This is a genomic window from Pseudomonas sp. S32 (genome assembly GCF_016648095.1).
Taxonomy (GTDB): Bacteria; Pseudomonadota; Gammaproteobacteria; order Pseudomonadales; family Pseudomonadaceae; genus Aquipseudomonas; species Aquipseudomonas parafulva.
In genome coordinates, this window is record NZ_JACVVF010000034.1 from 24539 (window position 1) to 48851 (window position 24313).

Below are 24313 nucleotides of genomic sequence, written 5' to 3' on the forward strand. Positions count from 1 at the left end.
CGCGGCGCATCGCGAGCTGCGCTCGCTCCTACGGTCTGGGGCCAGTAACGCCTCTGACACAGGCATAACTGGCCCGCAACAAACGTAGGAGCGAGCGCAGCTCGCGATGCGCCGCGCGGGCGGCGCTCGATCTCACAAGCGCAGAAAACACCACGGCAAGCACCGGCATACCGCTACTACGTTCTAAACCCATATCACCCACACCTATTAACCTGTCCCTCCCATAACCACCCCCCTACACTCGCCGCATTCCGCCTCAGGACCGCGACCATGCCCGAGACCCTGCTCAGCTCCCGCAACCTCACCTTCGAACTCTACGAAGTCCTCGACGCCGAAGCCCTCACCCAGCGCCCGCGTTTCGCCGAGCATAGCCGCGAAACCTTCGACGCGGCGCTGACCACGGCGCGCACCATTGCCGAGAAATGCTTCGCACCGCACAACCGCAAGGCCGATGAAAACGAACCGCGCTATGTGAACGGCTGCGCCGAGTTGATTCCCGAGGTCAAACCCGCCGTCGACGCCTTTCTCCAGGCAGGCTTTCTCAACGCCAACAGGGATTTCGAAGCCGGCGGCATGCAACTGCCCAGCCTGGTGTCACAGGCCTGCTTTGCCCACTTTCAGGCGGCCAACGCCGGCACCACTGCCTACCCCTTCCTGACCATGGGCGCCGCCAACCTGATCGAGAGTTTCGGCAACGAGGAACAGAAGCGGCTGTTTCTACAACCCATGATCGAAGGCCGCTACTTTGGCACCATGGCCCTGACCGAACCTCACGCAGGCTCGTCACTGGCCGATATTCGCACCCGCGCCGAGCCGGTGGGCGATGGCAGCTACCGCCTCAAGGGCAACAAGATCTTCATCTCCGGCGGTGATCACGCGCTGTCGGAAAACATCGTGCACATGGTGCTGGCCAAGCTGCCGGACGCCCCACCCGGGGTGAAAGGTATCTCCCTGTTCATCGTGCCCAAGTTCCGCGTCAACCCCGACGGTAGCCTGGGCCCGCGTAACGACGTGCTGCTGGCAGGGCTGTTCCACAAGATGGGCTGGCGTGGCACCACCTCCACCGCGCTCAACTTCGGCGACAACGGCCAGTGCGTCGGCTACCTGGTCGGCCAGCCGCACCAAGGCCTGGCCTGCATGTTCCAGATGATGAACGAAGCCCGCATCGGCGTGGGCATGGGCGCTGTGATGCTAGGCTACGCGGGCTACCTGTATTCACTGGAATATGCCCGCCAGCGCCCCCAGGGCCGGCCACTGGAAGACAGGAGCCCGCACACCCCACCCGTGCCCATCATCGCCCACAGCGATGTGAGGCGGATGTTGCTGGCACAGAAGGCCTACGTTGAAGGCGCTTTCGACCTGGGGCTGTATGCGGCGCGCCTGTTCGACGATACCCACACAGCCCGCGACCAGGCTACACGCGAGCAGGCCCAGCAGTTGCTCGACCTGCTCACCCCTGTGGTCAAGTCGTGGCCTTCTGCCTTCTGCCTCAAGGCCAACGAGCTGGCGGTGCAGATACTGGGCGGCCACGGCTACACCCGTGAGTACCCCGTGGAGCAGTACTACCGCGACAACCGCCTGAACCCGATTCACGAAGGCACCGAAGGCATCCAGGCACTCGACCTGCTCGGCCGCAAGCTGGCGCAGCACAACGGCGCCGGCCTCAAGCAACTGATGCGCCTGGTGGCAGCCACCGGCGAACGCGCCAGCCACCACCCCAACCTGGACCCGCTGCGCGAGCCGCTCGAACACCTGGTCAACCGCCTGCAGGCGGTAACCCTGGCCCTGCTTGGCGACCTCGCGCAGGGCCACGCTGCACAGGCCTTGGCCAACTCGGCCCTGTACCTGAAAGTGTTCGGCCATTGCGTGATCGGCTGGCGCTGGCTGGAGCAAGCCATCCACGCCGAGCTCGGGTTATTGAAGGGGAATGACGGTGACCGCGACTTCTACCGGGGCAAGTTGCAGGCGGCGCGTTATTTCCTGACCTGGGAGGTGCCTGGCTGCCATAATGACCTGGCACTGCTCGAGGCCCGCGATGCGACCTGCCTCGGCATGCAGGATGAGTGGTTCTAAGGGGGAGCCACCGCGCAAACGGAGGCCTGCCCATGTTCGATTCCAGCGCCTTGCTGCGCCAGCGCTTCGCCGCGCTGCGCAGTTCGGCCGAGGTGTTTTCCCTGCGTCACGTCAAACAGTCGCACCAGGCGCTGTCGGTGCGGCGCAACGTAGCCGAACCACCGTTTTTCAGCCAGGACGAAGGCGCCATGCTGACCGCACGGGTGGCTGGAGTAGAGGCTTACGCCGCCACTGCCGACCTCAGCCAGGCAGGCCTGCAGCGTGCACTGGAACAGGCCGAGGCGCTGGCGCGGCAAATCGCCCGGCACAGCCTGCTCGACCTGCGCGGGCAGGCCGTTCCCACTGGGCAGCATGACGTTGTCTCGCCCCATTTCGATGAGGCCATACCCTCCCTTGCCAACTGCCTGGCCCTGCTCGCGGCAGAGTCAGCCAGCGTGCCCGCCGATGAGCGCCTGGTGGACTGGCAAGCCAGCCTGGGCGTGAGTGTGGTGGAGCAAACCTACCTGAACTCTGCTGGCGCCGAACTGCGCCATGCTCAACGCTTTCTGTTCCCCGGCCTGAGCGTCACCGCCAGCGATGGCCAGGACAGCCAGAGCCGCAGCCTGGGCCGGGAAAACTTCGGCCAGCAGGGTGGCTTCGAGGTCGTCGAGCGTTGCGGCCTGGTAGGCGCAGCCCAGCGGGTAGCCGACCAGGCCCTGCAACTGCTGCTGGCGCCCAATACCCCTGAAGGCCAGCGTGACCTGTTGCTGATGCCCGACCAGATGATGCTGCAGATTCACGAGTCCATCGGCCACCCCCTGGAAATGGACCGCATCCTGGGCGATGAGCGCAACTACGCGGGCACCAGCTTCATAAAAGCCAGTGATTTTGGCCACCTGCAATACGGGTCGGCATTGCTGAACGTGACCTTCGATCCGACCATAAGCGAAGAACTGGCCAGCTATGGTTTCGATGACGACGGCACCCCGGCAACCAAGCAGTTCTTGATCCGTGACGGCGTGTTGCTGCGCCCGCTGGGGGGCGCGCTGTCCCAGTACCGCTCTGGCCTGGAGGGCGTTGCCAACAGCCGTGCCTGTAGCTGGAACAGGGCGCCCATCGACCGCATGGCCAACCTGAACATCGAGCCGGGTGATCGGTCACTGGAACAACTGGTGCAGGGTATCGAGCACGGCATCCTGATGCGCACCAACCGCTCCTGGTCGATCGATGACGCCCGCAACAAATTCCAGTTCGGCTGCGAATGGGGGCAACTGATCGAGAACGGCGAGCTCAAGGGCATCGTCAAGAACCCCAATTACCGCGGTATCTCGACGCAGTTCTGGCGCAACCTGGCCGCCGTCGGCGACCGCAGCACGTTCCAGGTGCTGGGCACGCCCAATTGCGGCAAGGGCGAGCCTAACCAGGTGGTAAGGGTGGGCCATGCGGCGCCAGCCTGCGTGTTCCGCCAAATCGACGTGTTCGGAGGGCAGGCCTGATGCAACATGCTTTCGAAGCCCTGGTGGGGGTGGCGCACAACGCCCTGCACGCCGGCGAGCAATTCACCCTCGGCTACAGCGCCGAGCAGTCTCGATTTGTGCGTTTGAACCACGCCAAGGTGCGCCAGGCGGGAGATGTAAGCCAGGCCAGCGCGCACCTGCGGCTGATCCGCGACGGCCGCCAGGCCGAGCAGTTGGTCACCCTGAGCGGGGAGGCACAGGTAGACAGCCAGCGGCTGGAGGCTGCCATGCAGTTGCTACGCCAGACGCTACCCCTGCTGCCAATAGACCCGTATCTGCAACTGAACACCGCCCCCTGGAATAGCCTGAGCTGCCAGGCAGCACCGCTGCCGGCGCTTGATGAAGTACTGGCGCTGATCGAACGCGAGGCAGGTGACCTGGACCTGGTCGGTATCTATGCCGCCGGCCCTGTGTACCGTGGCTTTGCCAGCTCGTTCGGCGCCTTCGGCTGGCACCAGGCCAACAGTTTCAACATGGACTGGAGCCTGTTCCACGAGAATGGCCAGGCCGTCAAAGCCAACTATGCCGGGCAAGCCTGGAATGCGGGTGATTTCACCCACCGCCTACGCCAGGCCCGTGACCAGCTGGGCTTTTTGGGCCATCCGGCCATTACCCTCAAGCCTGGCAGCTATCGTGCGTACCTCGCGCCTGCAGCCATGGACGAAATTGCCGGGATGCTGTGCTGGGGAGGCTTTTCGGCCCAGGCCCTGGCCACCGGTAACAGTGCCCTGCAGCGCCTGTACAACGGCGATGGGCAATTGAGCCCGCTGGTGAGTTTCAGCGAGCAGGTCAGCGGCTCGCTGAGCCCGGCGTTTTCCGATGAAGGCTCGCCGCGCATGGACGTGCCGCTGATTCAGCACGGCAAGGCCCGCCAGCAGTTGACCAGTGCACGCAGCGCCGCAGAGTTCCAGCGGGTGGCCAATGGCGCCGACAGCTACGAATCGCACTGTGCACTGAGCATGGCCGGCGGGAACCTGCCCAGCGAAGCGGTACTGCAGCGCCTCGGCACCGGCCTGTATATCAGCAACCTGTGGTACCTGAACTACTCCGACCTGCCCGCAGCGCGCATGACCGGGCTAACCCGCTTTGCCACGTTCTGGGTCGAGAACGGGGCGATACAGGGGCCGGTGAATACCATGCGCTTCGACGACAGCCTGTACAGTTTGCTGGGCAGCCAACTGGAAGACTTGACCCAGGAGCGGGAGATGATCCTGTCGACCAGTACCTATGGGCAGCGCAGTACCGGATCGAGTCATTTGCCGGGGGCACTGGTCAAAGGGCTTAACCTGACATTGTGACTGGCATTAGCGGCCTCATCGCGGGCAAGCCCACCGCCACACGGGCGTGCGCCACAGCCCCGCAATGCGGCCGGTAACGACAAACGAGGACGTCATGCCCGAACGCACCCCGCTGGACCCTGTCACCGCCCGCTGGATCCCGTGGGTGGTGGCCATTGCCTTCTTCATGCAGTCGCTGGACGGCACCATCCTCAACACCGCGCTGCCAGCCATGGCCCGGTCCCTGGCCGAAGACCCCCTGCGCATGCAGGGGGTGATCATCTCGTACATGCTCACCGTCGCCCTGCTGATCCCGGCCTCGGGCTGGATCGCCGACCGCTTCGGCACCAAGCGCATCTTCTTCAGTGCCATCTTGCTGTTCAGCTTCGGTTCGCTGCTGTGCGCAGTCGCCAACAGCCTGGGCTTCCTGATTTTCGCGCGCATCGTGCAGGGGCTGGGCGGGGCGCTGATGCTGCCGGTTGGCCGGCTGGTGGTGCTGCGCGCATACCCGCGCACCGAGCTGGTAAGGATCATGAGCTTCATCACCATCCCCGGCCTGCTCGGCCCGTTGCTTGGCCCCACGGTGGGCGGCTGGCTGGTGGAAATCCTGAGCTGGCACTGGATCTTCTTGCTCAACCTGCCGGTAGGCCTGATTGGCTGCTATGCGGTATGGAAGTTCATCCCCGACCTGCGCGGCGCTGAGCGCACCACCTTCGACGGCCCGGGCTTTGTGCTGTTTGGCGCGGCGATGGTGCTGATCACCATCGCCATGGAAGGCCTGGGCGAGCTGCACCTGCCCCACCTGCGGGTGATGCTGCTGCTGTTCGCCGGCATGGCCTGCCTGGCGGCGTACTGGCTGCGCGCCGGGCGCGACCCGGAGCCGTTGTTCTCACCCAGCCTGTTCCGCGTGCGTACCTTTGCCATCGGCATCCTCGGCAACCTGTTCGCCCGCCTGGGCAGCGGTGCCCTGCCGTTTCTGGTGCCGTTGCTGCTGCAGGTGGCGCTTGGCTACTCGCCGGCCCAGGCCGGCATGAGCATGATCCCGCTGGCCGCCGCCGCCATGCTCGCCAAGTCCATCGCCCGGCCGCTGATCGAGCGCCTGGGCTACCGCATCATCCTCACCGGCAACACGTTGCTGCTGGGGCTGCTGCTGGCCGGCCTGGGCCTTGTAGACGAGCAGACGCCCTACTGGCTGCTGCTGGTGCAACTGGGCCTGCTGGGGGCGGTGAACTCCCTGCAGTTCACCGCCATGAACACGGTAACGCTGATCGACCTTGACGATGCCAGCGCCAGCAGCGGCAACAGCCTGCTGTCGGTGGTGGCACAGTTGTCGCTGAGCCTGGGTGTTGCCTGTGCTGGCGCGTTGCTGGGCGGGTTCACGGCGGCGGGCAGCGCCGAAGGCGTTGAAACCACCCTTGGCGCCTTCCAGCTGACGTTCTTCACCATCGGCGTCATGGCCATGCTGGCTGCGGCGATTTTCCTGCAGCTGGCGCCCACGGACGGAAGGCGTGCCCGTCGTCCGGAACAGCACATGGAGTCTTAGGGGGAATGGCATCGAGGCTGGTAGACTGTGCGGCATTTTTCGCTTCGCACCGCAGGCCCGCCTCGTGACCACCGACTCCACCGCCTTTGCCACATTGCCGCTGTCTTCCGCCATGCTGGCCAACCTGGACGCCCTGGGCTATGCCTCGATGACGCCCATCCAGGCCCAGAGCCTGCCGGTCATTCTCAAAGGCAAGGACCTGATCGCCCAGGCCAAGACCGGCAGCGGCAAGACCGCCGCCTTCGGCATCGGCCTGCTCAACCCCATCAACCCGCGCTATTTTGGCTGCCAGGCCCTGGTGCTGTGCCCCACCCGCGAGCTGGCCGACCAGGTGGCCAAAGAGCTGCGCCGCCTGGCGCGGGCCGAGGACAACATCAAGATCCTCACCCTGTGCGGCGGGGTGTCCCTGGGCCCGCAGATCGCTTCGCTGGAGCATGGCGCGCACATCATCGTCGGCACGCCGGGGCGTATCCAGCAACACCTCGACAAAGGCACCCTGGTGCTCAGCGGGCTCAACACACTGGTGCTGGACGAAGCCGACCGCATGCTGGACATGGGCTTCTTCGATGCCATCGCCAGCATCATCGGCAAGACCCCGGCACGTCGCCAGACCCTGCTGTTCTCGGCCACCTACCCGGCCGGCATCAAGCAACTGGCGGCAGACTTCATGCGTGACCCGCAGCAGGTGAAGGTCGAGAGCCTGCACACCGACAACCAGATCGAACAGCGCTTCATCGAGATCGACCCCCAGCAGCGCCTGGAGGCGGTGACCCGCGTGCTGGGCCACTATCGCCCGCAGTCCTGCGTGGCCTTCTGCTTCACCAAGCAGCAATGCGAGGATGTGGTCGCCCACCTCACCGCCAAGGGCATCGTCGCCCAGGCGCTGCACGGCGACCTGGAGCAACGTGACCGCGACCAGGTGCTGACCCTGTTCGCCAACCGCAGCAGCTCGGTCCTGGTGGCCACCGACGTGGCAGCCCGTGGCCTGGACATCGACGGCCTGGACATGGTCATCAACGTGGAGCTGGCCCGCGACGCCGAGATCCACGTGCACCGGGTGGGCCGCACCGGCCGTGCCGGCGAGAAGGGCATTGCCGTCAGCCTGGTAGCGCCGGCCGAGGGCCACCGGGCCCAGGCCATTGAAGCCTTGCAGAACAGCCCGCTGCGTTGGGACCAGTTGGACAGCCTGAAGAACAAGGGCGGCGAGCCGCTGCTGCCAGTCATGAGCACCCTGTGCATCGCCGCCGGGCGCAAGGACAAGCTGCGCCCGGGCGACATTCTGGGTGCGCTGACGGGGGATGCGGGCATCCCGGGCAAGCAGGTCGGTAAAATCGCCATCTTCGACTTCCAGGCATTCGTTGCCGTGGAACGGGCACTGGCCAAGCAGGCCATGCAGCGGCTCAACAGCGGCAAGATCAAGGGTCGGTCCCTGAAAGTCCGTATTTTGTAAGGCCCCACAGGGCTTGGCATTTCAACTCTGAAGGTTCAGAACGTGCACTCCACCGATGTAATCATTCTCGGCGCCGGCGCCGCCGGCTTGATGTGTGCCCAGCTCAGCGCCCGCCGTGGCCGCAAGGTGCTGGTCCTCGACCACGCCAACAAGCCCGGCAAAAAGATCCTCATGTCCGGCGGCGGGCGCTGCAACTTCACCAACCTGTACACCGAGCCGGGCAACTTCCTTTCGCACAACGCGCACTTCTGCAAATCAGCCTTGGCCCGCTACACCCAGTGGGACTTCATCGAGCTGGTCTGCAAGCATGGCGTGGCGTACCACGAGAAAAAGCTCGGCCAGCTGTTCTGCGACAACAAGGCCAGCGACATCCTCGACATGCTGCTGGCGGAGTGCGATGAAGCCGGTGCCGAAATCCGCATGCACACCAGCATCGAGCAGGTCGAGAAAACCGAAAGCGGCTACCGGCTGCAAACCAGCGGCGGCACTTTCGCCTGCCAGTCCCTGGTGATCGCCACGGGTGGCCTGTCCATCCCCACGCTGGGTGCCACCGGGTTTGGCTACCAGGTAGCGCGCCAGTTCGGCCACACGCTGCTGCCCACCCGCGCCGGCCTGGTGCCGTTCACCATCACCGAGCCGCAACTCAAGGCCATGTGCACCGAGCTGTCCGGCACCTCGCTGGACTGCACAGCCAGCTGCAACGGCAGCAGCTTCCGCGAGAACCTGCTGTTTACCCACCGAGGCCTGAGTGGCCCGGCCATCCTGCAGGTTTCATCGTTCTGGGAAGCCGGCGACACCGTCGAGATCAACCTGCTGCCCGACCGCGACGCACTGGGCTGGCTGCAACAGATGCAGGCCGAACGCGCCAACGCCGAACTCAAGACGGTGCTGGGCGATGTGTTCACCCGCAAGCTGGCCACCCTGCTGGCCGAGCAGTGGTTCAGCTCCAGGCCCATGAAGCAGTACACCCCGGCCGAGCTGCAGCACATCGCCGACACGCTGGCCAACTGGCAGGTGGTGCCGGCCGGTACCGAGGGTTACCGCACCGCCGAGGTAACCCTGGGCGGGGTGGACACCCGCGAGGTGTCGTCCAAGACCATGGAATCGCTCAAGAGCCCGGGGTTGTACTTCATTGGCGAAGTGCTGGATGTGACCGGCCACCTGGGCGGTTTCAATTTCCAGTGGGCCTGGGCCTCGGCCAATGCCGCAGCGCAGTTCGTGTAGAGTAGAATTCATTGCGCAGCACGGAACGCTTCTTGCTGGTCCGTGCTCAATGCATTCATTCGATCACTGCCTAGCAGGCCATCATGTCATCGAGCTCGTTGCGTCAGTCACTGCGTCGCCTGTGGGGCCAGGATAAGTTCAGCTACAGCATCCGGGTAACCATCGCCCTCACCGGCAGCCTGGCCTTGTGCTGGCACCAGAACGAAATGGGCCTGCTGATCCCGCTGTTCCTCGGCATTATCGCCAGCGCCCTGGCCGAGACCGACGACAGCTGGCAGGGCCGCCTGAGTGCCCTGGCCGTCACCCTGGTGTGCTTTGCCATTGCCGCCCTGGCCGTGGAACTGTTGTTCCCCTACCCCTTGCTGTTCGTGACCGCACTCGCCCTGGCCGCGTTCGCGCTGACCATGCTGGGCGCGCTGGGCGAGCGTTATGGCGCTATCGCCTCTGCCACCTTGATTACCGCCGTCTACACCATGATCGGGGTGGACCAGCGCGGTGGCATGGTGACGGACTTCTGGCACGAGCCCATGCTGCTGGTGGCCGGCGCCGCCTGGTATGGGCTGCTGTCCGTGCTGTGGCAGGCGTTGTTTTCCAACCAGCCGGTGCAGCAAAGCCTGGCCAAGCTGTATTTCGAGCTAGGCACCTACCTCAAGCTCAAGGCCAGCCTGTTCGAGCCCATCCGCACCCTGGATGTAGAGGCCCGCCGCCTGGAGCTGGCCCAGCAGAACGGCAAGGTAGTGGCGGCGCTGAACGCCGCCAAGGAAATCATTCTGCACCGGGTGGGCAACAGCCAGCCCAACTCCAAGGTCAGCCGCTACCTCAAGCTGTATTTCCTGGCGCAGGACATCCACGAAAGGGTCAGCGCCTCGCACTACCCTTACAACGCCCTGACCGAGGCGTTTTTCCACAGCGACGTGATGTTCCGCTGCCAGCGGCTGCTGCGCAAACAAGGCTCGTCCTGCCAGGAACTGGCCCGTTCGATACGCCTGCGCCAGCCGTTCGTGCTGGCCAGCGGCTTTGCCGAGGCACTCGAAGACCTCAACGCGTCGCTGGAGTACCTGCGCAACCAGAACAACCCGGCCTGGCGCGGGCTGCTGCGCTCACTGCGGGCGCTGGCGGCTAACCTGGCCACGCTGGACCGCCTGCTCAGTGCGGCCAGCAACCCGGACAGCCTGGCGGACGCCAGCGACAGCAGCCTGCTGGACCGCTCGCCGCGCACCCTCAAGGACGTGTGGAAGCGGCTGCGTACGCAACTGACGCCCACGTCCCTGGTGTTCCGCCATGCGCTGCGCCTGCCGCTGGCGCTGTCGATCGGCTACGGCATGGTGCACCTCATTCACCCTACCCAGGGCTACTGGATCATCCTCACCACCCTGTTCGTGTGCCAGCCCAGCTACGGTGCAACACGGCGCAAGCTGGTGCAGCGGATCATCGGGACTGCCGTTGGCCTGACCGTCGGCTGGGCGCTGTTCGACCTGTTCCCCAACCCGGTCATCCAGTCGTTGTTCGCCGTGGTGGCCGGGGTGGTGTTCTTCGTCAACCGTACCACCCGCTATACCCTGGCCACTGCCGCGATCACCCTGATGGTGCTGTTCTGCTTCAACCAGATCGGCGACGGTTATGGTTTGTTCCTGCCGCGCCTGTTCGACACCCTGGTGGGCAGCCTGATCGCCATCATGGCGGTATTCCTGTTCCTGCCCGACTGGCAGGGGCGGCGGCTGAACAAGGCGCTGGCCAACACCCTGGCCTGCGCCAGCGTGTACCTGCGCCAGATCATGCAGCAGTACGCCTACGGTAAGCGCGATGACCTGGCGTATCGCCTGGCACGGCGCAACGCCCACAACGCCGATGCAGCGCTGTCCACCACCCTGGCCAACATGCTCATGGAGCCTGGGCACTTCCGCAAGGAAGCGGACGTGGGCTTCCGCTTCCTGGTGCTGTCCCACACGTTGCTCAGCTACCTCTCCGGGCTGGGCGCCCACCGCGACACAGCCCTGCCGGCCGAAGTGCAGGAGCAACTGATCGAAGGCGCAGGCGGTAGCCTGGCCAACAGCCTCGACGAAATCGCCAACGGCCTCTCGGCGGGGTTGCCGGTAGACATTCACAGCGATGCCGAAGAAGCCCTGGCCAATGCCCTGGAGCAGATGCCCGAGGACGTGGATGAGCATCAAAGGCTGGTGCAAACCCAACTGGCGTTGATCTGCCGCCAGTTGGGGCCGTTGCGCACCCTGGCTGCACACTTGATGAAGAAAGATGCACCGGCCCTTTGACGGGGGTCATAACCCGTATCGGTGAAGCAGTTGCTCGTAGCTGCCGTCCGCCTTCATCGCCGCGATCGCCCGCTCGAACCGGGCGACGATGCGTGCATGCTCGGGGTGCTTGAGGCTGACCAGGATGTGCAAGGTGTTTTCGGCAAGCGGCGGCTCCACCAGGGTAACGGTGTCGCGCACCTGTTCGGGTTCGCGCTGCAGGTGATACCGGGCCACGTACTCGTCCTCTATCGCCAGGCTCACCCGCCCTGCCGCCAGCATGCGCACAGCTGACGAAAAGGTGCTTACGGGAACCTTGTGCAGCCGTGGATCGCTGTCGAACTCGGCCGAATAGGCGTAGTCGCGAACCACGGCGATGCTATAGGGGTACAGGTCGGCCATGCGCTGATAGCGAAAACTGCTGCCCTTGCGTTCCAGCAGGCGAATGCGGTTGGTGAGATAGGCTTTTGAAAACAGCCCGCTTTGGGTGCGCGCGTCGTTGTACCAGGCATTGATCAGCACGTCGTAACGCCCCTCGCTCACGCCCAGCAGCGCCCGCGACCAAGGCACTTCTTCGAAGCCGCTGCTATAGCCGGCCCGGGCCAGCGCGGTGGTGACGATACTGGTTGCCAGCCCCCCACCGGGCAAGCTGGCATCGGTGAACGGCGGCCAGCGGTCCGCCACCAGACGCAGTTTGCCGTGTGCGGTGGCGGGCAGCGCCACTGTCATTGCCAACAACCCGAGCACACAAAGCAATGGCCGCATGTTCAAGTCCTTTCGCCGTGGAGGGGCACACTGCGGCTGAGCTTACACAAAGCGCCTGGCGAGGGCAGCGGCCAATAGTGTCATTTAGCCTCTATTCTGGCCGAAGCCTGGATTTTTCATATGCAAAGTGCTGGGCGGCGCATGCCACTCAGGGGTAACCCAGCACCTCGCGCAACTGCTGCAAATGGCGGCCAATCCACTGCCGGTCAATCGCTCCCCAGTCCTGTATACGGTAGTGCCCGGCATGGTTACGCGCCCCTGGCTGCTGTTCGAAAACGCAGGCGATGTCCAGGTCGGCCAGTGCGGCAATGGTGTCCTGGGCGGTGCGCCGCGGCATGCCGGTCGCCTCCATCAGGGCGGGCACGCTGGTCGCGGTCTGGCTGTCGATCAGCCAGGCCACGTACAGGCGGCGGTAGAAGCTGCTCTTGGTCTTGCTCACTTCCATGCTGCGTGGTCCTTAACAGTTGCCTGGCAGTTCCCGGTACGTCAGGTAGATGCGCAGGTCGAGTTCCAGTTGGTGGTAGTCCGGCTCCATGTGCTGGCACAGCTGGTAGAAGGCCTTGTTATGGTCGCGCTCGCGCAGGTGCGCCAGCTCGTGCACCACGATCATGCGCAGAAACTGCGGCGCGGCTTCCTTGAACAGCGACGCGATGCGGATTTCCTTCTTGGCCTTGAGCTTGCCCCCCTGCACCCGCGACACCGCAGTGTTAAGGCCCAGCGCCCGGTGGGTGAGGTCCAGGCGGTTGTCGAACAGCACCTTGTCCAGGGGTGGGGCGGTGCGCAGGTAGCGTTGGCGCAACTCCTGGGCATAGCCGTACAACGCCTTGTCATTTTGCACAGCGTGGCGGTCGGGGTAGCGCCGCTGCAGGTACTCGCCCAGGCGGTCAGTATCGATCATCTGCCGCACCTGCTGCTGCAGGTGCGGGGGGTAAGCTTGCAAGTAACGTAAGGCGTTCATGGCAACACAGTTGGCGAAACGAATGGCGATTCTAGCCAATCACGTCGCTGGCCAGGGGAAAATCGCCGGGAAGCTGCCGGCGTCGCTGGCAGTCATCGGGTGCGCCACCAGAAAACCCTGCACATAGGCGCAGCCACTGGCCTTCAACCAATCAGCCTGGGCTTGGGTTTCCACGCCCTCGGCGATCACCGTTATGCCGTAGTCGGCGCACAGCCCCAGCACACTGCGCGCCAGCGCCGCATCCACCGCCGAATCCGGCAGGCGCGCCACCAGGTGCCGATCGAGCTTGAGGGTATCGATGGGCAAGTCACGCAGCATGCGCAGCGAGCAGTCGCCTGCGCCAAAGTCATCCAGGGCCACCCTCACACCCAGCGTGCGCAGCCGGTCGATCTGTTTAACAGCAGCGTCAATGTTGTACATCAGGGACGTTTCTGCCACTTCCACTTCCAGGTGTGCCGGTTGCAGCTGGTAACGCTGGATCACCCGCTCCAGCTCGTCCACTAACCCAGGCGCGGCAAACTGAGCGCGGCTCAGGCTGATGCCAAGCACCAGCTCCTCGGGAAAATGCGCGTACCAGGCCTTGCGCTGGGCCGCGCTCTGCCCGTAGATCCAGCTGGCCAGCCGATTGATCAGCCGGGCTTCTTCCAGCAGGGGTATGAACAGGCCCGGGGGTACGTCACCGACACTGGGGTGCTGCCAGCGCAGCAAGGCTTCGAAGCCACGCAGGCGGCCATCGGCGAACGCCACTTGCGGCTGGTAGACCAGGGTGAAGTCCTGCTGCTCGATGGCCGAGCGCACGCCGTCCTCCAGCATCAGCCGCGACCGCGCCCGCCCGTTGAGTTCCTCATCGTAGAAGCGGTATTGCTGGCGCCCCTGCTGCTTGGCCGCGTACATGGCCGCATCGCCTGCACGCAGCAGGCCTTCTACATTCGCCCCGCAGTCCGGGTACGTGGCGATGCCGATACTGACCCCAAGGCACACATCCAGCCCATCCACCTGATGGCTGATGGAAATGCGTTCGAGCAAACGTTCAGCATAGCGCCCGGCCTGCTCCGGGTAAGGCAGGCCGTCGAACAAGGCAGTGAACTCGTCCCCACCCATGCGCGCCAGCAGCGCCTCATTGCCCAGGCAGTCCTTGAGCTGGTCCGCCACCCAGCGCAGCACGCGGTCACCGGCATCGTGGCCGAGCGAGTCATTGATGCGCTTGAAGCCGTCCAGGTCCATGTACATCAGTGCCTTGGCCCGGTCAGAGCGCTCGTTGCGCAGCAACGCGCTTTCGGCAGCCTGGTAGAACCCGCGCCGGTTCAGCAGCCCGGTGAGCGGGTCGGTGATGGCCTGATACTCAAGTTGCTGGTGCAGGTTGTGCACCGCCGACATGTCCAGCACGGTCACCACCATGGCCTGCTGGTCAGCTGGCAGTGGCGCGCACGACAAGGCGACCGGCAGCAGCTCACCGCCCAACCGGCGCAGCTGGGCATCGTGCACGCGGAAGATGCGCCGGGCCAGGTAGGCCTGGTAGAACTCCGACTCCTGCCACAATGTGGCGCTGGCCAGTTGCACCAGCCCCAACAGGTAGGCCCCCTGCAGTTGCTGGACCGGCGCCGAGAGCAGGCGGCAGATGGCGGGGTTGGCAAAGCGGATGATGCCTTGCTCGTCCACCACCAGAATGCCTTCGGCAGCGTTATCCAGAATGGACGCATTGAATGCCCGCGCCGCCTCCAGCTCGCGGGTCAGCCCCTGCAACATACGCCGGTTGCGTTGCTGGTCGAGCAGGGCCTGCACCTTGGGCTTGAGGATCTTGGGGTCGAACGGCTTGAACATGTAGTCCACTGCGCCGCTGGCGTAGCCCTTCAGCACCGCCTCCTGGGACTGCTCATTGGCGGTGAGGAATATGATCGGGGTGAAGCGCGTGCGATGGTTGCTGCGCATGAGGCGTGCGACTTCAAAGCCGTCCATCTCCGGCATGTGGACATCCAGCAAAACCAGGTCTACGTCGTTTGCCAGCAGTGCGTTCAAGGCCTCCAGCCCGGAAGCGGCGGTCAGCACTTGCCAATCGTGACGGGCCAACAGCGCCCGCATGCTGATGAGGTTCTCGGGGTAATCATCGACTACCAGAAGAATCGAGCTGCCATCCTGTGACAGGTGTTGGAGTTGAGCGCCATCCATGCTGCTTCTCTATTTTGTGACCGACTTCAAAAATACCGCCTGATCCAGTTGTACTCCAGACGCACGCCGATAGCACGCACTGCAATCAGAAAGCTATCACTCGTTGAGATCAAGGTAGACGAACGGCAGTCATCTCGCCGACATAATCCGCGCCCTAAAGCGCGGCGTGCCTTTTCTGAGGGCAAAAAAAACCCGCATCGCTGCGGGTTTTTCAATCGCCGGTGGCTTAGTTGACCTTGGCCACCAGTTCACCTTTGGCGTAGCGCTGGAACATGCCTTCCAGGGAGATCGGCTTGATCTTGGAGGCATGGCCGGCAGTGCCGAAGGCTTCGTAACGGGCGATGCACACGTCGCGCATGGCCTTCACGGTTTCGGCGAAGAACTTGCGAGGGTCGAATTCGCTTGGGTTGACCGCCATGTGGCGACGAATCGCACCGGTGGATGCCAAACGCAGGTCGGTGTCGATGTTCACCTTGCGCACACCGTACTTGATGCCTTCGACGATCTCTTCGACCGGCACGCCGTAGGTTTCCTTGATGTCGCCGCCGTACTGGTTGATGATCGCCAGCCACTCCTGCGGTACCGAGGAAGAACCGTGCATCACCAGGTGGGTGTTGGGGATGCGCTTGTGGATTTCCTTGATGCGGTCGATGGCCAGCACGTCACCGGTAGGCGGCTTGGTGAACTTGTAGGCGCCGTGGCTGGTGCCGATGGCGATGGCCAGGGCGTCTACCTGGGTTTTCTTGACGAAGTCGGCCGCTTCTTCCGGGTCGGTCAGCATCTGGCTGTGGTCCAGGACGCCTTCGGCACCGATGCCGTCTTCTTCACCGGCCATGCCGGTTTCCAGCGAGCCCAGGCAGCCCAGTTCGCCTTCAACCGATACGCCGCAGGCGTGGGCCATGGCCACGGTCTGCTGGGTGACGCGAACGTTGTACTCGTAGTCAGTCGGGGTTTTGCCGTCTTCGCCCAGCGAGCCGTCCATCATCACCGAGCTGAAGCCCAGCTGGATGGAGCGTTGGCATACGTCGGGGCTGGTGCCGTGGTCCTGGTGCATGCACACCGGGATGTGCGGGAACTCTTCGATGGCCGCCAGGATCAGGTGGCGCAGGAAAGGCGCACCGGCGTACTTGCGAGCACCGGCGGAGGCCTGCACGATCACCGGGGAGTCGGTTTTATCGGCCGCTTCCATGATGGCGCGCATCTGCTCGAGGTTGTTGACGTTGAAAGCCGGTACGCCGTAACCGAACTCGGCGGCGTGGTCCAGCATCTGGCGCATGCTAATGAGTGCCATTGTGTATCTCTCTCCCGACAAGCGTCGTTGTTTCGTGCAAGCCTGCCGCAGGGGCGGTTGCTGTTCAAGTTGTGTGGGCCACCTTGCGGCCCGGCCAGTCACGGTGCCTTGCAGCCCCGCCCAATCAGATCGTTGGTCGCCACCCAGTACACCAGGCCCTCATCACCCTTGGTGTGGAAGGCCAGCATGCCGTCACTGTACAGCGCACCCGAGGCACCCGGCTCGGCCTTCAGGCGGTAGACCTGGTCACCGCCGCCCAGACGGACATCAACCTGGTCCTGCTGCGGGTCGGCGAAGCGCCACAGCACTTCGGTTTGTGTATCGCAGACCCAGCGGGTCCAGTTGTCTGCCGGGGCAGGTTGCGCTGGCTTGAGCAGCGAGCAACCTGCCAGGGTTGCCAGGGCCGTTACGGCCAGAAACGCTTTCATTCTGTTTCCTCGGTTTGGGCTACCTTGCACCCCGTCAGCGCGCTTCGTCGCGTTGACAAGCCGGCTGCCACATAAAGCGCGTAAGCGGGCGGGCCCACTCACAAGACCACAAACCTGCCTTCAGGTTGCCAGGCAGCCGATCAAGGGCAGCCTGGCGCCTTGCGCTGGTGTTCCTCGTCGTACTTTTCCAAACCGTCGGGGCCCGCGCGCTTGCTGATCACCGGCACCGTCTCGGCTTGCCACTCGGACTGGTAGCAGCCGCCCTTGGGCGGCTGCGCCGGGTCGTCCTGCGACGCCGGGCTGCCAGCGCAGGCGCTTAGCAGGCCAGCCAACAGCATGACAGGCAATTGCTTGACCATGAGGCCACTCCCTTTGCCAGACGACGAGCTCATCAGGCCTTGGCCCGCTCTTCCAGAATCGCCACGGCTGGCAGCACCTTGCCCTCGACAAACTCGAGGAACGCGCCGCCACCGGTAGAAATGTAGGAGATATCCTGGCTGACACCATACTTGTCGATGGCTGCCAGGGTATCACCGCCACCGGCAATGGAGAACGCAGCGCTGTCGGCGATGGCTTTGGCCAGCACTTGGGTGCCGTTGCCGAACTGGTCGAATTCGAACACCCCAACCGGGCCGTTCCACAACACGGTTTTCGACGACTTCAGCAGTTCGGCGAACTGGGCAGCCGTCTGCGGGCCGATATCCAGGATCATGTCGTCGGCAGCAACGTCGGCAATGGCCTTGACGGTGGCTTCGGCGCTTTCAGCGAATTCCTTGGCGACCACCACGTCAACCGGCAGCGGCACGCTCACCTTCGCCGCGATGGCCTTGGCGGTTTCGACCAGGTCCGGCTCGTACAGCGACTTGCCCACCGGGTGCCCGGCAGCGGCCAGGAAGGTGTTGGCGATGCCGCCACCCACGATCAGCTGGTCGCATACGGTGCTCAGGCTGTTCAGCACGTCCAGCTTGGTGGACACCTTGGAGCCGGCGACGATGGCCGCCATCGGCTTGGCCGGGGCTTTCAGTGCCTTGCCCAGGGCATCCAGCTCTGCCGCCAGCAGCGGGCCGGCGGCGGCAACCTTGGCAAACTTGGCAACGCCATGGGTCGAGCCTTCGGCGCGGTGAGCGGTGCCGAACGCGTCCATGACGAACACATCGCACAGGGCAGCATACTGCTGCGCCAGCTCGTCGGCGTTCTTTTTCTCGCCCTTGTTGAACCGCACGTTCTCGAACAGCACCAGGTCACCGGCCTCGACCTGCACACCGTTCAGGTAATCGGCCACCAGCGGCACATCGCGGCCAAGGGCCTTGCTCAGGTAGTCTGCAACCGGCTTGAGGCTGTTCTCGGCAGAGAACTCGCCCTCGGTGGGGCGCCCCAGGTGGGAGCAGACCATGACCGCTGCGCCCTTCTCCAGGGCCAGCTTGATGGTCGGCAGTGCGGCCTGGATACGCGCGTCGCTGGTTACCACACCGTCCTTCACAGGCACGTTGAGGTCTTCGCGAATCAGTACGCGCTTACCTTTCAGGTCGAGGTCGGTCATCTTCAACACGGTCATGAATGCAGTCCTTCAGGGCTGTTTGTTGCGGGTTGGGTGAACGACGTGCAGGAAGTGGTCGGCAACGTCGAGCATACGGTTTGCAAACCCCCATTCGTTGTCGAACCAGGCCAGCAGGTTGACCAGCCGGGGGCCGGAAACGCGGGTCTGGCTGGCATCGACAATGGCCGAATGCGGGTCATGGTTGAAATCACAACTGGCGTGCGGCAGCTCGGTATAGGCCAGCAGGCCCTTGAGCGGGCCTTCCAGCGCGGCCTCGCGCAGCACCCTGTTGACCTCGGCCGCCGTGGTGTCGCGGGCGGTGTGCAGAGTGATGTCCAGGCACGACACGTTGACCGTGGGCACGCGTACCGCTTTGGCCTGGATTCGCCCGGCAAGTTCCGGTAGCAGGCGTTCGATACCGCGCGCCAAACCGGTGGACACCGGGATCACCGACTGGAAGGCCGAACGCGTGCGGCGCAAGTCTTCGTGGTGGTAGGCGTCGATCACAGGCTGGTCGTTCATCGCCGAGTGAATGGTGGTGATCTGCACGTACTCGATGCCAAACGCCTGGTCCAGTACCCGCAACAGCGGCACGCCACAGTTGGTGGTGCAGGAGGCATTGGACACCAGGCGTTCGCTGCCTGTCAGGCACGCCTGGTTGATGCCGTACACCACCGTGGCATCCACATCGGCCTCGCTGGCCATGGGCTGCGAGAACAACACGCGTGGCGCGCCGGCATCCAGAAAGCGCTGGCCATCGGCCCGGGTGTGGTAGGCGCCGGAGCATTCCAGCACCAGGTCGATGCCAAGGGCTGCCCAGTCGATGCCCTCTGGCGTGGCGCTGCGCATCACCTTCACGCAGTCGCCATTGATGTGCAGGCAATCGCCATCGACCCTGACTTCGCCGGGGAACCGGCCATGGGTGGAGTCGAAGCGAGTGAGGTATTCGAGGCTAGCCTGATCGGCCAGGTCGTTGAGCGCAACGATGTCGAAACCGGCCCGCGCCCCACGCTCGAACAGCGCGCGCAGAACACAACGGCCGATACGGCCGTAACCGTTGAGTGCAACTTTGTAGGGACGCAGGTGGGGCATTCGGGGCTCACGAGACAATGTTGTTTTCGTCAGCCTGCGGGCATTGCGGTGTGGCATTCGCAGGCAAGCCCGCCCCCACTGGATGCACATGCAACCCAGTGAGGGCGGGCTTGCCCGCCAATGCAGGCGACACCGCCCGCAGACCGTTACATCAGTCTTCCAGCAGTTCTTCGGCAGTACCCAGGATGTTGTCCACGGTGAAGCCGAATTCTTCGAACAGTGCCGACGCCGGGGCCGACTCACCATAGGTGGTCATGCCGATGACGCGGCCTTCCAGGCCCACGTACTTGTACCAGAAGTCCGCGTGGGCAGCCTCGATGGCAATGCGCGCACCCACTTCAAGCGGCAGCACGGACTGTTTATAGGCGGCATCCTGGGCGTCGAACACGCTGGTGCAGGGCATGGATACCACGCGCGCCTTGCGGCCCTGTTCGGTCAGCTTGGCATGTGCCTGAACAGCCAGGCCCACTTCGGAACCGGTGGCGATCAGGATCACTTCCGGCTCGCCGGCGCAGTCCTTCAGCACGTAGCCGCCACGGCTGATGTTGGCGATCTGCTGGGCGTCGCGCGCCTGGTGCTGCAGGTTCTGGCGCGAGAAGATCAGCGCCGATGGGCCGTCCTTGCGTTCCAGGGCGTTTTTCCAGCTGACTGCCGATTCCACGGCATCGGCGGGGCGCCAGGTGTCCAGGTTCGGGGTAGTGCGCAGGCTGGTGAGCTGCTCGATCGGCTGGTGGGTCGGGCCATCTTCGCCCAGGCCGATGGAGTCGTGGGTGTACACGTGGATAACACGCTGCTTCATCAGTGCGGACATGCGCACGGCGTTGCGGGCGTATTCCATGAACATCAGGAAGGTGGCGCCGTAAGGCACCAGGCCGCCGTGCAGGGCTACGCCGTTCATGATGGCAGTCATGCCGAACTCGCGTACGCCGTAGAACACGTAGTTGCCGCTGGCATCGGCCGCTTCCACACCTTTGCAACCCTTCCACAGGGTCAGGTTGGAGCCGGCCAGGTCAGCCGAGCCGCCGAGGAATTCCGGCAGCAGCGGGCCGAAGGCATTCAGTGCATTCTGGCTGGCCTTGCGGCTGGCGATGGTTTCACCCTTGGCCGCCACTTCGTTGACGTAGGCCTGGGCCTTCTCGCTGAAGTCGGCTGGCAGTTCGCCGGCGCTGCGGCGCTTGAATTCGGCGGCCAGCTCCGGGTAGGCCTTGGCGTAGGCGTCGAAGCGCTGGTTCCACTCGGCTTCCACCTTGGCACCATTGGCCTTGGCGTCCCACTCGGCATAAATGTCGGCCGGGATTTCGAACGGGCCGTGGTTCCAGTTCAGGGCCTGGCGGGTCAGGGCGATTTCGTCGTTGCCCAGCGGCGCACCGTGGGATTCTTCCTTGCCCTGCTTGTTCGGCGAACCGAAGCCGATTGTGGTCTTGCAGCAGATGAGGGTCGGGCGGTCGCTTTTGCGCGCCGTCTCGATGGCCATCTTGATTTCTTCGGCATCGTGGCCGTTGACGTTGCGGATCACCTGCCAGTTGTAGGCTTCGAAACGGGCCGGGGTGTTGTCGGTGAACCAGCCGTGCACTTCGCCGTCGATGGAAATACCGTTGTCATCATAGAAGGCGATGAGCTTGTTCAGGCCCAGGGTGCCGGCCAGCGACGCCACTTCGTGGGAGATGCCTTCCATCATGCAGCCGTCGCCCATGAACACATAGGTGTTGTGGTCAACGATGGTGTGGCCGTCACGGTTGAACTGCGCGGCCATGACTTTTTCAGCCAGGGCGAAGCCTACGGCGTTGGCAATACCCTGGCCCAGTGGGCCGGTGGTGGTTTCAACGCCTGGGGTGTAGCCGTATTCCGGGTGACCCGGGGTGCGGCTGTGCAGTTGACGGAAACCCTTGAGGTCGTCGATCGACAGGTCGTAGCCGGTCAGGTGCAGCAGCGAATAGACAAGCATCGAGCCATGGCCGTTGGACAGCACGAAGCGGTCACGGTCGGCGAACTTGGGGTTGCTCGGGTTGTGCTTGAGGTAGTCGCGCCAAAGTACTTCGGCGATATCCGCCATGCCCATGGGGGCACCTGGGTGGCCGCTGTTGGCCTTTTGCACGGCATCCATGCTGAGGGCACGAATGGCGTTGGCACGTTCACGACGGCTGGGCATCGCTGATCTCCTGGGGGCTTGAATAGGGAGTGACACAAGAAAGGCAGCCATTTTCGCCCACTGTGGGGGCTTGGGGCAAACTTTAAAGCTGCAAGCGGCACGCTTTGAGCTTCAAGCGGCAAGCTTTAAGCTGCAAGCGATGAAGCAGAGCCCGATTCAGCCCGCTCTCAAGCTTGCCGCTTGCAGCTTGCAGCTTGCCGCTCACCCCCAATATCAAAACTTTTTGATATTGGCCTTGCTAGGGCAGCGCTGCCTGTCTAGACTGCCGCACCATGAATGCCCCCGCCCACGCCATACCGGAACAACGCGAAACACTGGCCGCCCTGTGCAAGGCCAGTGGCGATGAGCTGCGCCTGAATGTGCTGCGGGCACTGGCCAACGACTCCTTCGGCGTGCTGGAACTGGCGCAGATCTTCGGCATAGGCCAGTCGGGCATGAGCCACCACCTCAAGGTGCTGGCCCAGGCCGACCTGGTGGCCACTCGCCGCGAGGGCAATGCCATCTTCTATCGCCGCGCCCTGCCCGACAGCCTGCGCCTGGGCGGGCGCCTGCATGCGGCGCTGCTCGACGAGGTCGATGACCTGGCCCTGCCCGCCGATGTTCAAGCGCGCATTGCCCAGGTGCAGCAGCGCCGCGCCGCCACCAGCCAGGACTTTTTCCTGCGCGTGGAAGAAAAATTCCGTGCCCAGCAAGACCTGATCGCAGGCCTGCCGCAATACCGCGAGAGCCTCCTGGCGCTGCTCGACAAGCTGCACTTCCAACCCGGTGCCAGCGCCCTGGAAGTCGGCCCCGGCGATGGCGGGTTTCTCCCCGACCTGGCTCGGCGCTTCGCCCAGGTCACGGCACTGGACAACAGCCCGACCATGCTCGAACTGGCGCGCCAGGTGTGCCAGCGCGACGGGCTGGGCAACGTAAACCTGCAGTTGGGCGATGCACTGTGTGCAACGGATGTGGCCGCCGACTGCGTTGTGCTGAACATGGTGCTGCACCACTTCAGCGACCCGGCCCTGGCATTGCGCCAGCTGGCCAAGCGGGTGAAGGCAGGCGGCAGCCTGCTGGTCACCGAGCTGTGCAGCCATGACCAGGGGTGGGCGCGCGAAGCCTGCGGCGACCTGTGGCTTGGCTTCGAACAGGACGACCTGGCCCGCTGGGCCCATGCGGCCGGGCTGGCCCACGCAGACAGCCTGTACGTAGGCCTGCGCAACGGTTTCCAGATCCAGGTTCGTCATTTCCAGCGGACGGCTGGCGACATACACCATCGGTAAATTTCAGGAACCCTCGAGATGAGCGAATACTCCCTTTTCACTTCCGAGTCCGTGTCCGAAGGGCATCCGGACAAGATCGCCGACCAGATTTCGGACGCCGTTCTGGACGCGATCATCGCCCAGGACAAATACGCCCGCGTAGCCTGTGAAACGCTGGTTAAAACCGGCGTGGCGATCATCGCCGGCGAAGTGACCACCTCGGCCTGGGTCGACCTCGAGGACCTGGTGCGCAAGGTCATCATCGACATCGGCTACAACAGCTCCGACGTGGGCTTCGACGGTGCCACCTGCGCGGTGATGAACATCATCGGCAAGCAGTCGGTGGACATCGCCCAGGGCGTGGACCGCTCCAAGCCTGAAGACCAGGGTGCTGGCGACCAGGGCCTGATGTTCGGCTATGCCAGCAATGAAACCGAGGTGCTGATGCCGGCGCCTATCTGCTTCTCGCACCGTCTGGTAGAACGCCAGGCCGAAGCGCGCAAGTCTGGCCTGCTGCCCTGGCTGCGCCCGGACGCCAAGTCCCAGGTCACCTGCCGCTACGAAAACGGCAAGGTAGTGGGCATCGACGCCGTGGTGCTGTCGACCCAGCACAACCCTGAGGTGTCGCAGAAAGACCTGCAGGAAGCGGTGATGGAGCTGATCGTCAAGCACACCCTGCCGGCCGAACTGCTGCACAAAGGTACCCAATACCACATCAACCCCACCGGCAACTTCATCATCGGTGGCCCGGTGGGTGACTGTGGCCTGACCGGGCGCAAGATCATCGTCGACTCCTATGGCGGCATGGCCCGCCACGGTGGTGGCGCGTTCTCCGGCAAGGACCCGTCCAAGGTCGACCGTTCCGCCGCCTACGCCGGCCGCTACGTGGCCAAGAACATCGTGGCGGCCGGGCTGGCCGAGCGCTGCGAGATTCAGGTGTCCTATGCCATCGGCGTGGCGCAACCGACGTCGATCTCGATCAACACCTTCGGTACCGGCAAGGTGTCGGACGACAAGATCATCCAGCTGGTGCGCGAGTGCTTCGACCTGCGCCCGTATGCCATCACCACCATGCTCGACCTGCTGCACCCCATGTACCAGGAAACCGCTGCCTACGGCCACTTCGGCCGCACCCCGCAGCAGAAGACTGTTGGCGACGACACCTTCACCACCTTCACCTGGGAACGCACCGACCGCGCCCAGTCGCTGCGTGACGCTGCCGGCCTGTAACCGGTCGTTGGCGAACATCAGGGCCCCTGTCGAGCGATCGGCAGGGGCTTTGTCGCGATGGGCCTGGCTGTAGGTATTCGGCGCCTGGGGGACCGAGCGCCGCCCGCGCGGCGCATCGCGAGCTGCGCTCGCTCCTACGTT

General features: G+C 64.2%; 19 protein-coding genes. 9 read left to right on the forward strand and 10 right to left on the reverse strand.

Features of this window, described 5'->3' with window-relative positions; translation table 11 throughout:
* Nucleotides 1-270: 270 nt before the first annotated feature.
* The 7 genes from IAE38_RS17500 (at nucleotide 271) to yccS (ending at nucleotide 11333) form a co-directional block, all read left to right on the forward strand.
* Complete coding sequence (locus IAE38_RS17500; RefSeq protein WP_201218446.1) at nucleotides 271-2073, forward strand: acyl-CoA dehydrogenase; 1803 nt, start codon at nucleotides 271-273, stop codon at nucleotides 2071-2073.
* A 32-nt stretch (nucleotides 2074-2105) separates the two neighbouring features.
* Nucleotides 2106-3548 (forward strand): TldD/PmbA family protein, encoded by a 1443-nt coding sequence (locus tag IAE38_RS17505; protein ID WP_201218447.1) that lies wholly within the window; start codon nucleotides 2106-2108, stop codon nucleotides 3546-3548.
* Complete coding sequence (locus IAE38_RS17510; protein WP_201218448.1) at nucleotides 3548-4867, forward strand: TldD/PmbA family protein; 1320 nt, start codon at nucleotides 3548-3550, stop codon at nucleotides 4865-4867. The genes IAE38_RS17505 and IAE38_RS17510 overlap by 1 nt, the downstream gene beginning before the upstream one ends.
* 94 nt (nucleotides 4868-4961) lie before the next feature.
* Nucleotides 4962-6389, forward strand: coding sequence for a multidrug transporter subunit MdtD (gene mdtD, locus IAE38_RS17515; protein ID WP_028631887.1), 1428 nt, complete (start codon nucleotides 4962-4964; stop codon nucleotides 6387-6389).
* A 112-nt stretch (nucleotides 6390-6501) separates the two neighbouring features.
* Complete coding sequence (gene dbpA / locus IAE38_RS17520; RefSeq protein ID WP_236404150.1) at nucleotides 6502-7839, forward strand: ATP-dependent RNA helicase DbpA; 1338 nt, start codon at nucleotides 6502-6504, stop codon at nucleotides 7837-7839.
* A 42-nt stretch (nucleotides 7840-7881) separates the two neighbouring features.
* Nucleotides 7882-9063 (forward strand): NAD(P)/FAD-dependent oxidoreductase, encoded by a 1182-nt coding sequence (locus tag IAE38_RS17525; RefSeq protein ID WP_201218451.1) that lies wholly within the window; start codon nucleotides 7882-7884, stop codon nucleotides 9061-9063.
* An 83-nt stretch (nucleotides 9064-9146) separates the two neighbouring features.
* The gene (gene yccS / locus IAE38_RS17530) at nucleotides 9147-11333 is read left to right on the forward strand and encodes a YccS family putative transporter (protein ID WP_201164530.1); all 2187 of its coding nucleotides are present in this window, start codon (nucleotides 9147-9149) and stop codon (nucleotides 11331-11333) included.
* A gap of 6 nt (nucleotides 11334-11339) precedes the next feature.
* Here yccS and IAE38_RS17535 read toward each other — a convergent pair whose 3' ends face one another.
* The 10 genes from IAE38_RS17535 to tkt all read right to left on the reverse strand — a co-directional run bounded on the left by IAE38_RS17535 (nucleotide 11340) and on the right by tkt (nucleotide 21698).
* Nucleotides 11340-12077, reverse strand: coding sequence for a substrate-binding periplasmic protein (locus IAE38_RS17535; RefSeq protein ID WP_201164531.1), 738 nt, complete (start codon nucleotides 12075-12077; stop codon nucleotides 11340-11342).
* A gap of 148 nt (nucleotides 12078-12225) precedes the next feature.
* Nucleotides 12226-12522: a winged helix-turn-helix domain-containing protein gene (locus tag IAE38_RS17540; RefSeq protein ID WP_028631892.1), complete on the reverse strand. Its 297-nt coding sequence runs from the start codon at nucleotides 12520-12522 to the stop codon at nucleotides 12226-12228.
* 12 nt (nucleotides 12523-12534) lie between these two features.
* Nucleotides 12535-13035 (reverse strand): M48 metallopeptidase family protein, encoded by a 501-nt coding sequence (locus IAE38_RS17545; RefSeq protein WP_028631893.1) that lies wholly within the window; start codon nucleotides 13033-13035, stop codon nucleotides 12535-12537.
* A 39-nt stretch (nucleotides 13036-13074) separates the two neighbouring features.
* Nucleotides 13075-15201, reverse strand: coding sequence for a putative bifunctional diguanylate cyclase/phosphodiesterase (locus tag IAE38_RS17550; RefSeq protein WP_201218452.1), 2127 nt, complete (start codon nucleotides 15199-15201; stop codon nucleotides 13075-13077).
* 226 nt (nucleotides 15202-15427) lie between these two features.
* The gene (gene fba / locus IAE38_RS17555) at nucleotides 15428-16492 is read right to left on the reverse strand and encodes a class II fructose-bisphosphate aldolase (RefSeq protein ID WP_028631895.1); all 1065 of its coding nucleotides are present in this window, start codon (nucleotides 16490-16492) and stop codon (nucleotides 15428-15430) included.
* A 98-nt stretch (nucleotides 16493-16590) separates the two neighbouring features.
* The gene (locus IAE38_RS17560; RefSeq protein ID WP_028631896.1) at nucleotides 16591-16920 is read right to left on the reverse strand and encodes an MliC family protein; all 330 of its coding nucleotides are present in this window, start codon (nucleotides 16918-16920) and stop codon (nucleotides 16591-16593) included.
* A gap of 140 nt (nucleotides 16921-17060) precedes the next feature.
* On the reverse strand, nucleotides 17061-17312 hold the full coding sequence (locus tag IAE38_RS17565; protein WP_201218453.1) for a hypothetical protein: 252 nt from the start codon (nucleotides 17310-17312) through the stop codon (nucleotides 17061-17063).
* Complete coding sequence (locus IAE38_RS17570) at nucleotides 17312-18475, reverse strand: phosphoglycerate kinase (protein WP_201218454.1); 1164 nt, start codon at nucleotides 18473-18475, stop codon at nucleotides 17312-17314. Before IAE38_RS17570 ends, IAE38_RS17565 begins: the two co-directional genes overlap by 1 nt.
* A 12-nt stretch (nucleotides 18476-18487) precedes the next feature.
* Complete coding sequence (gene epd / locus IAE38_RS17575) at nucleotides 18488-19549, reverse strand: erythrose-4-phosphate dehydrogenase (protein WP_028631899.1); 1062 nt, start codon at nucleotides 19547-19549, stop codon at nucleotides 18488-18490.
* Between the two features lie 151 nt (nucleotides 19550-19700).
* The gene (gene tkt / locus IAE38_RS17580; RefSeq protein WP_201218455.1) at nucleotides 19701-21698 is read right to left on the reverse strand and encodes a transketolase; all 1998 of its coding nucleotides are present in this window, start codon (nucleotides 21696-21698) and stop codon (nucleotides 19701-19703) included.
* 272 nt (nucleotides 21699-21970) lie between these two features.
* Between tkt and IAE38_RS17585 the strand changes: the two genes are divergently transcribed.
* Together IAE38_RS17585 and metK are read left to right on the forward strand one after the other, a co-directional pair.
* Nucleotides 21971-22963, forward strand: coding sequence for an ArsR/SmtB family transcription factor (locus tag IAE38_RS17585; RefSeq protein ID WP_201218456.1), 993 nt, complete (start codon nucleotides 21971-21973; stop codon nucleotides 22961-22963).
* An 18-nt stretch (nucleotides 22964-22981) separates the two neighbouring features.
* On the forward strand, nucleotides 22982-24172 hold the full coding sequence (gene metK, locus IAE38_RS17590; protein ID WP_003249375.1) for a methionine adenosyltransferase: 1191 nt from the start codon (nucleotides 22982-22984) through the stop codon (nucleotides 24170-24172).
* The last annotated feature ends 141 nt before the right edge of the window (nucleotides 24173-24313 follow it).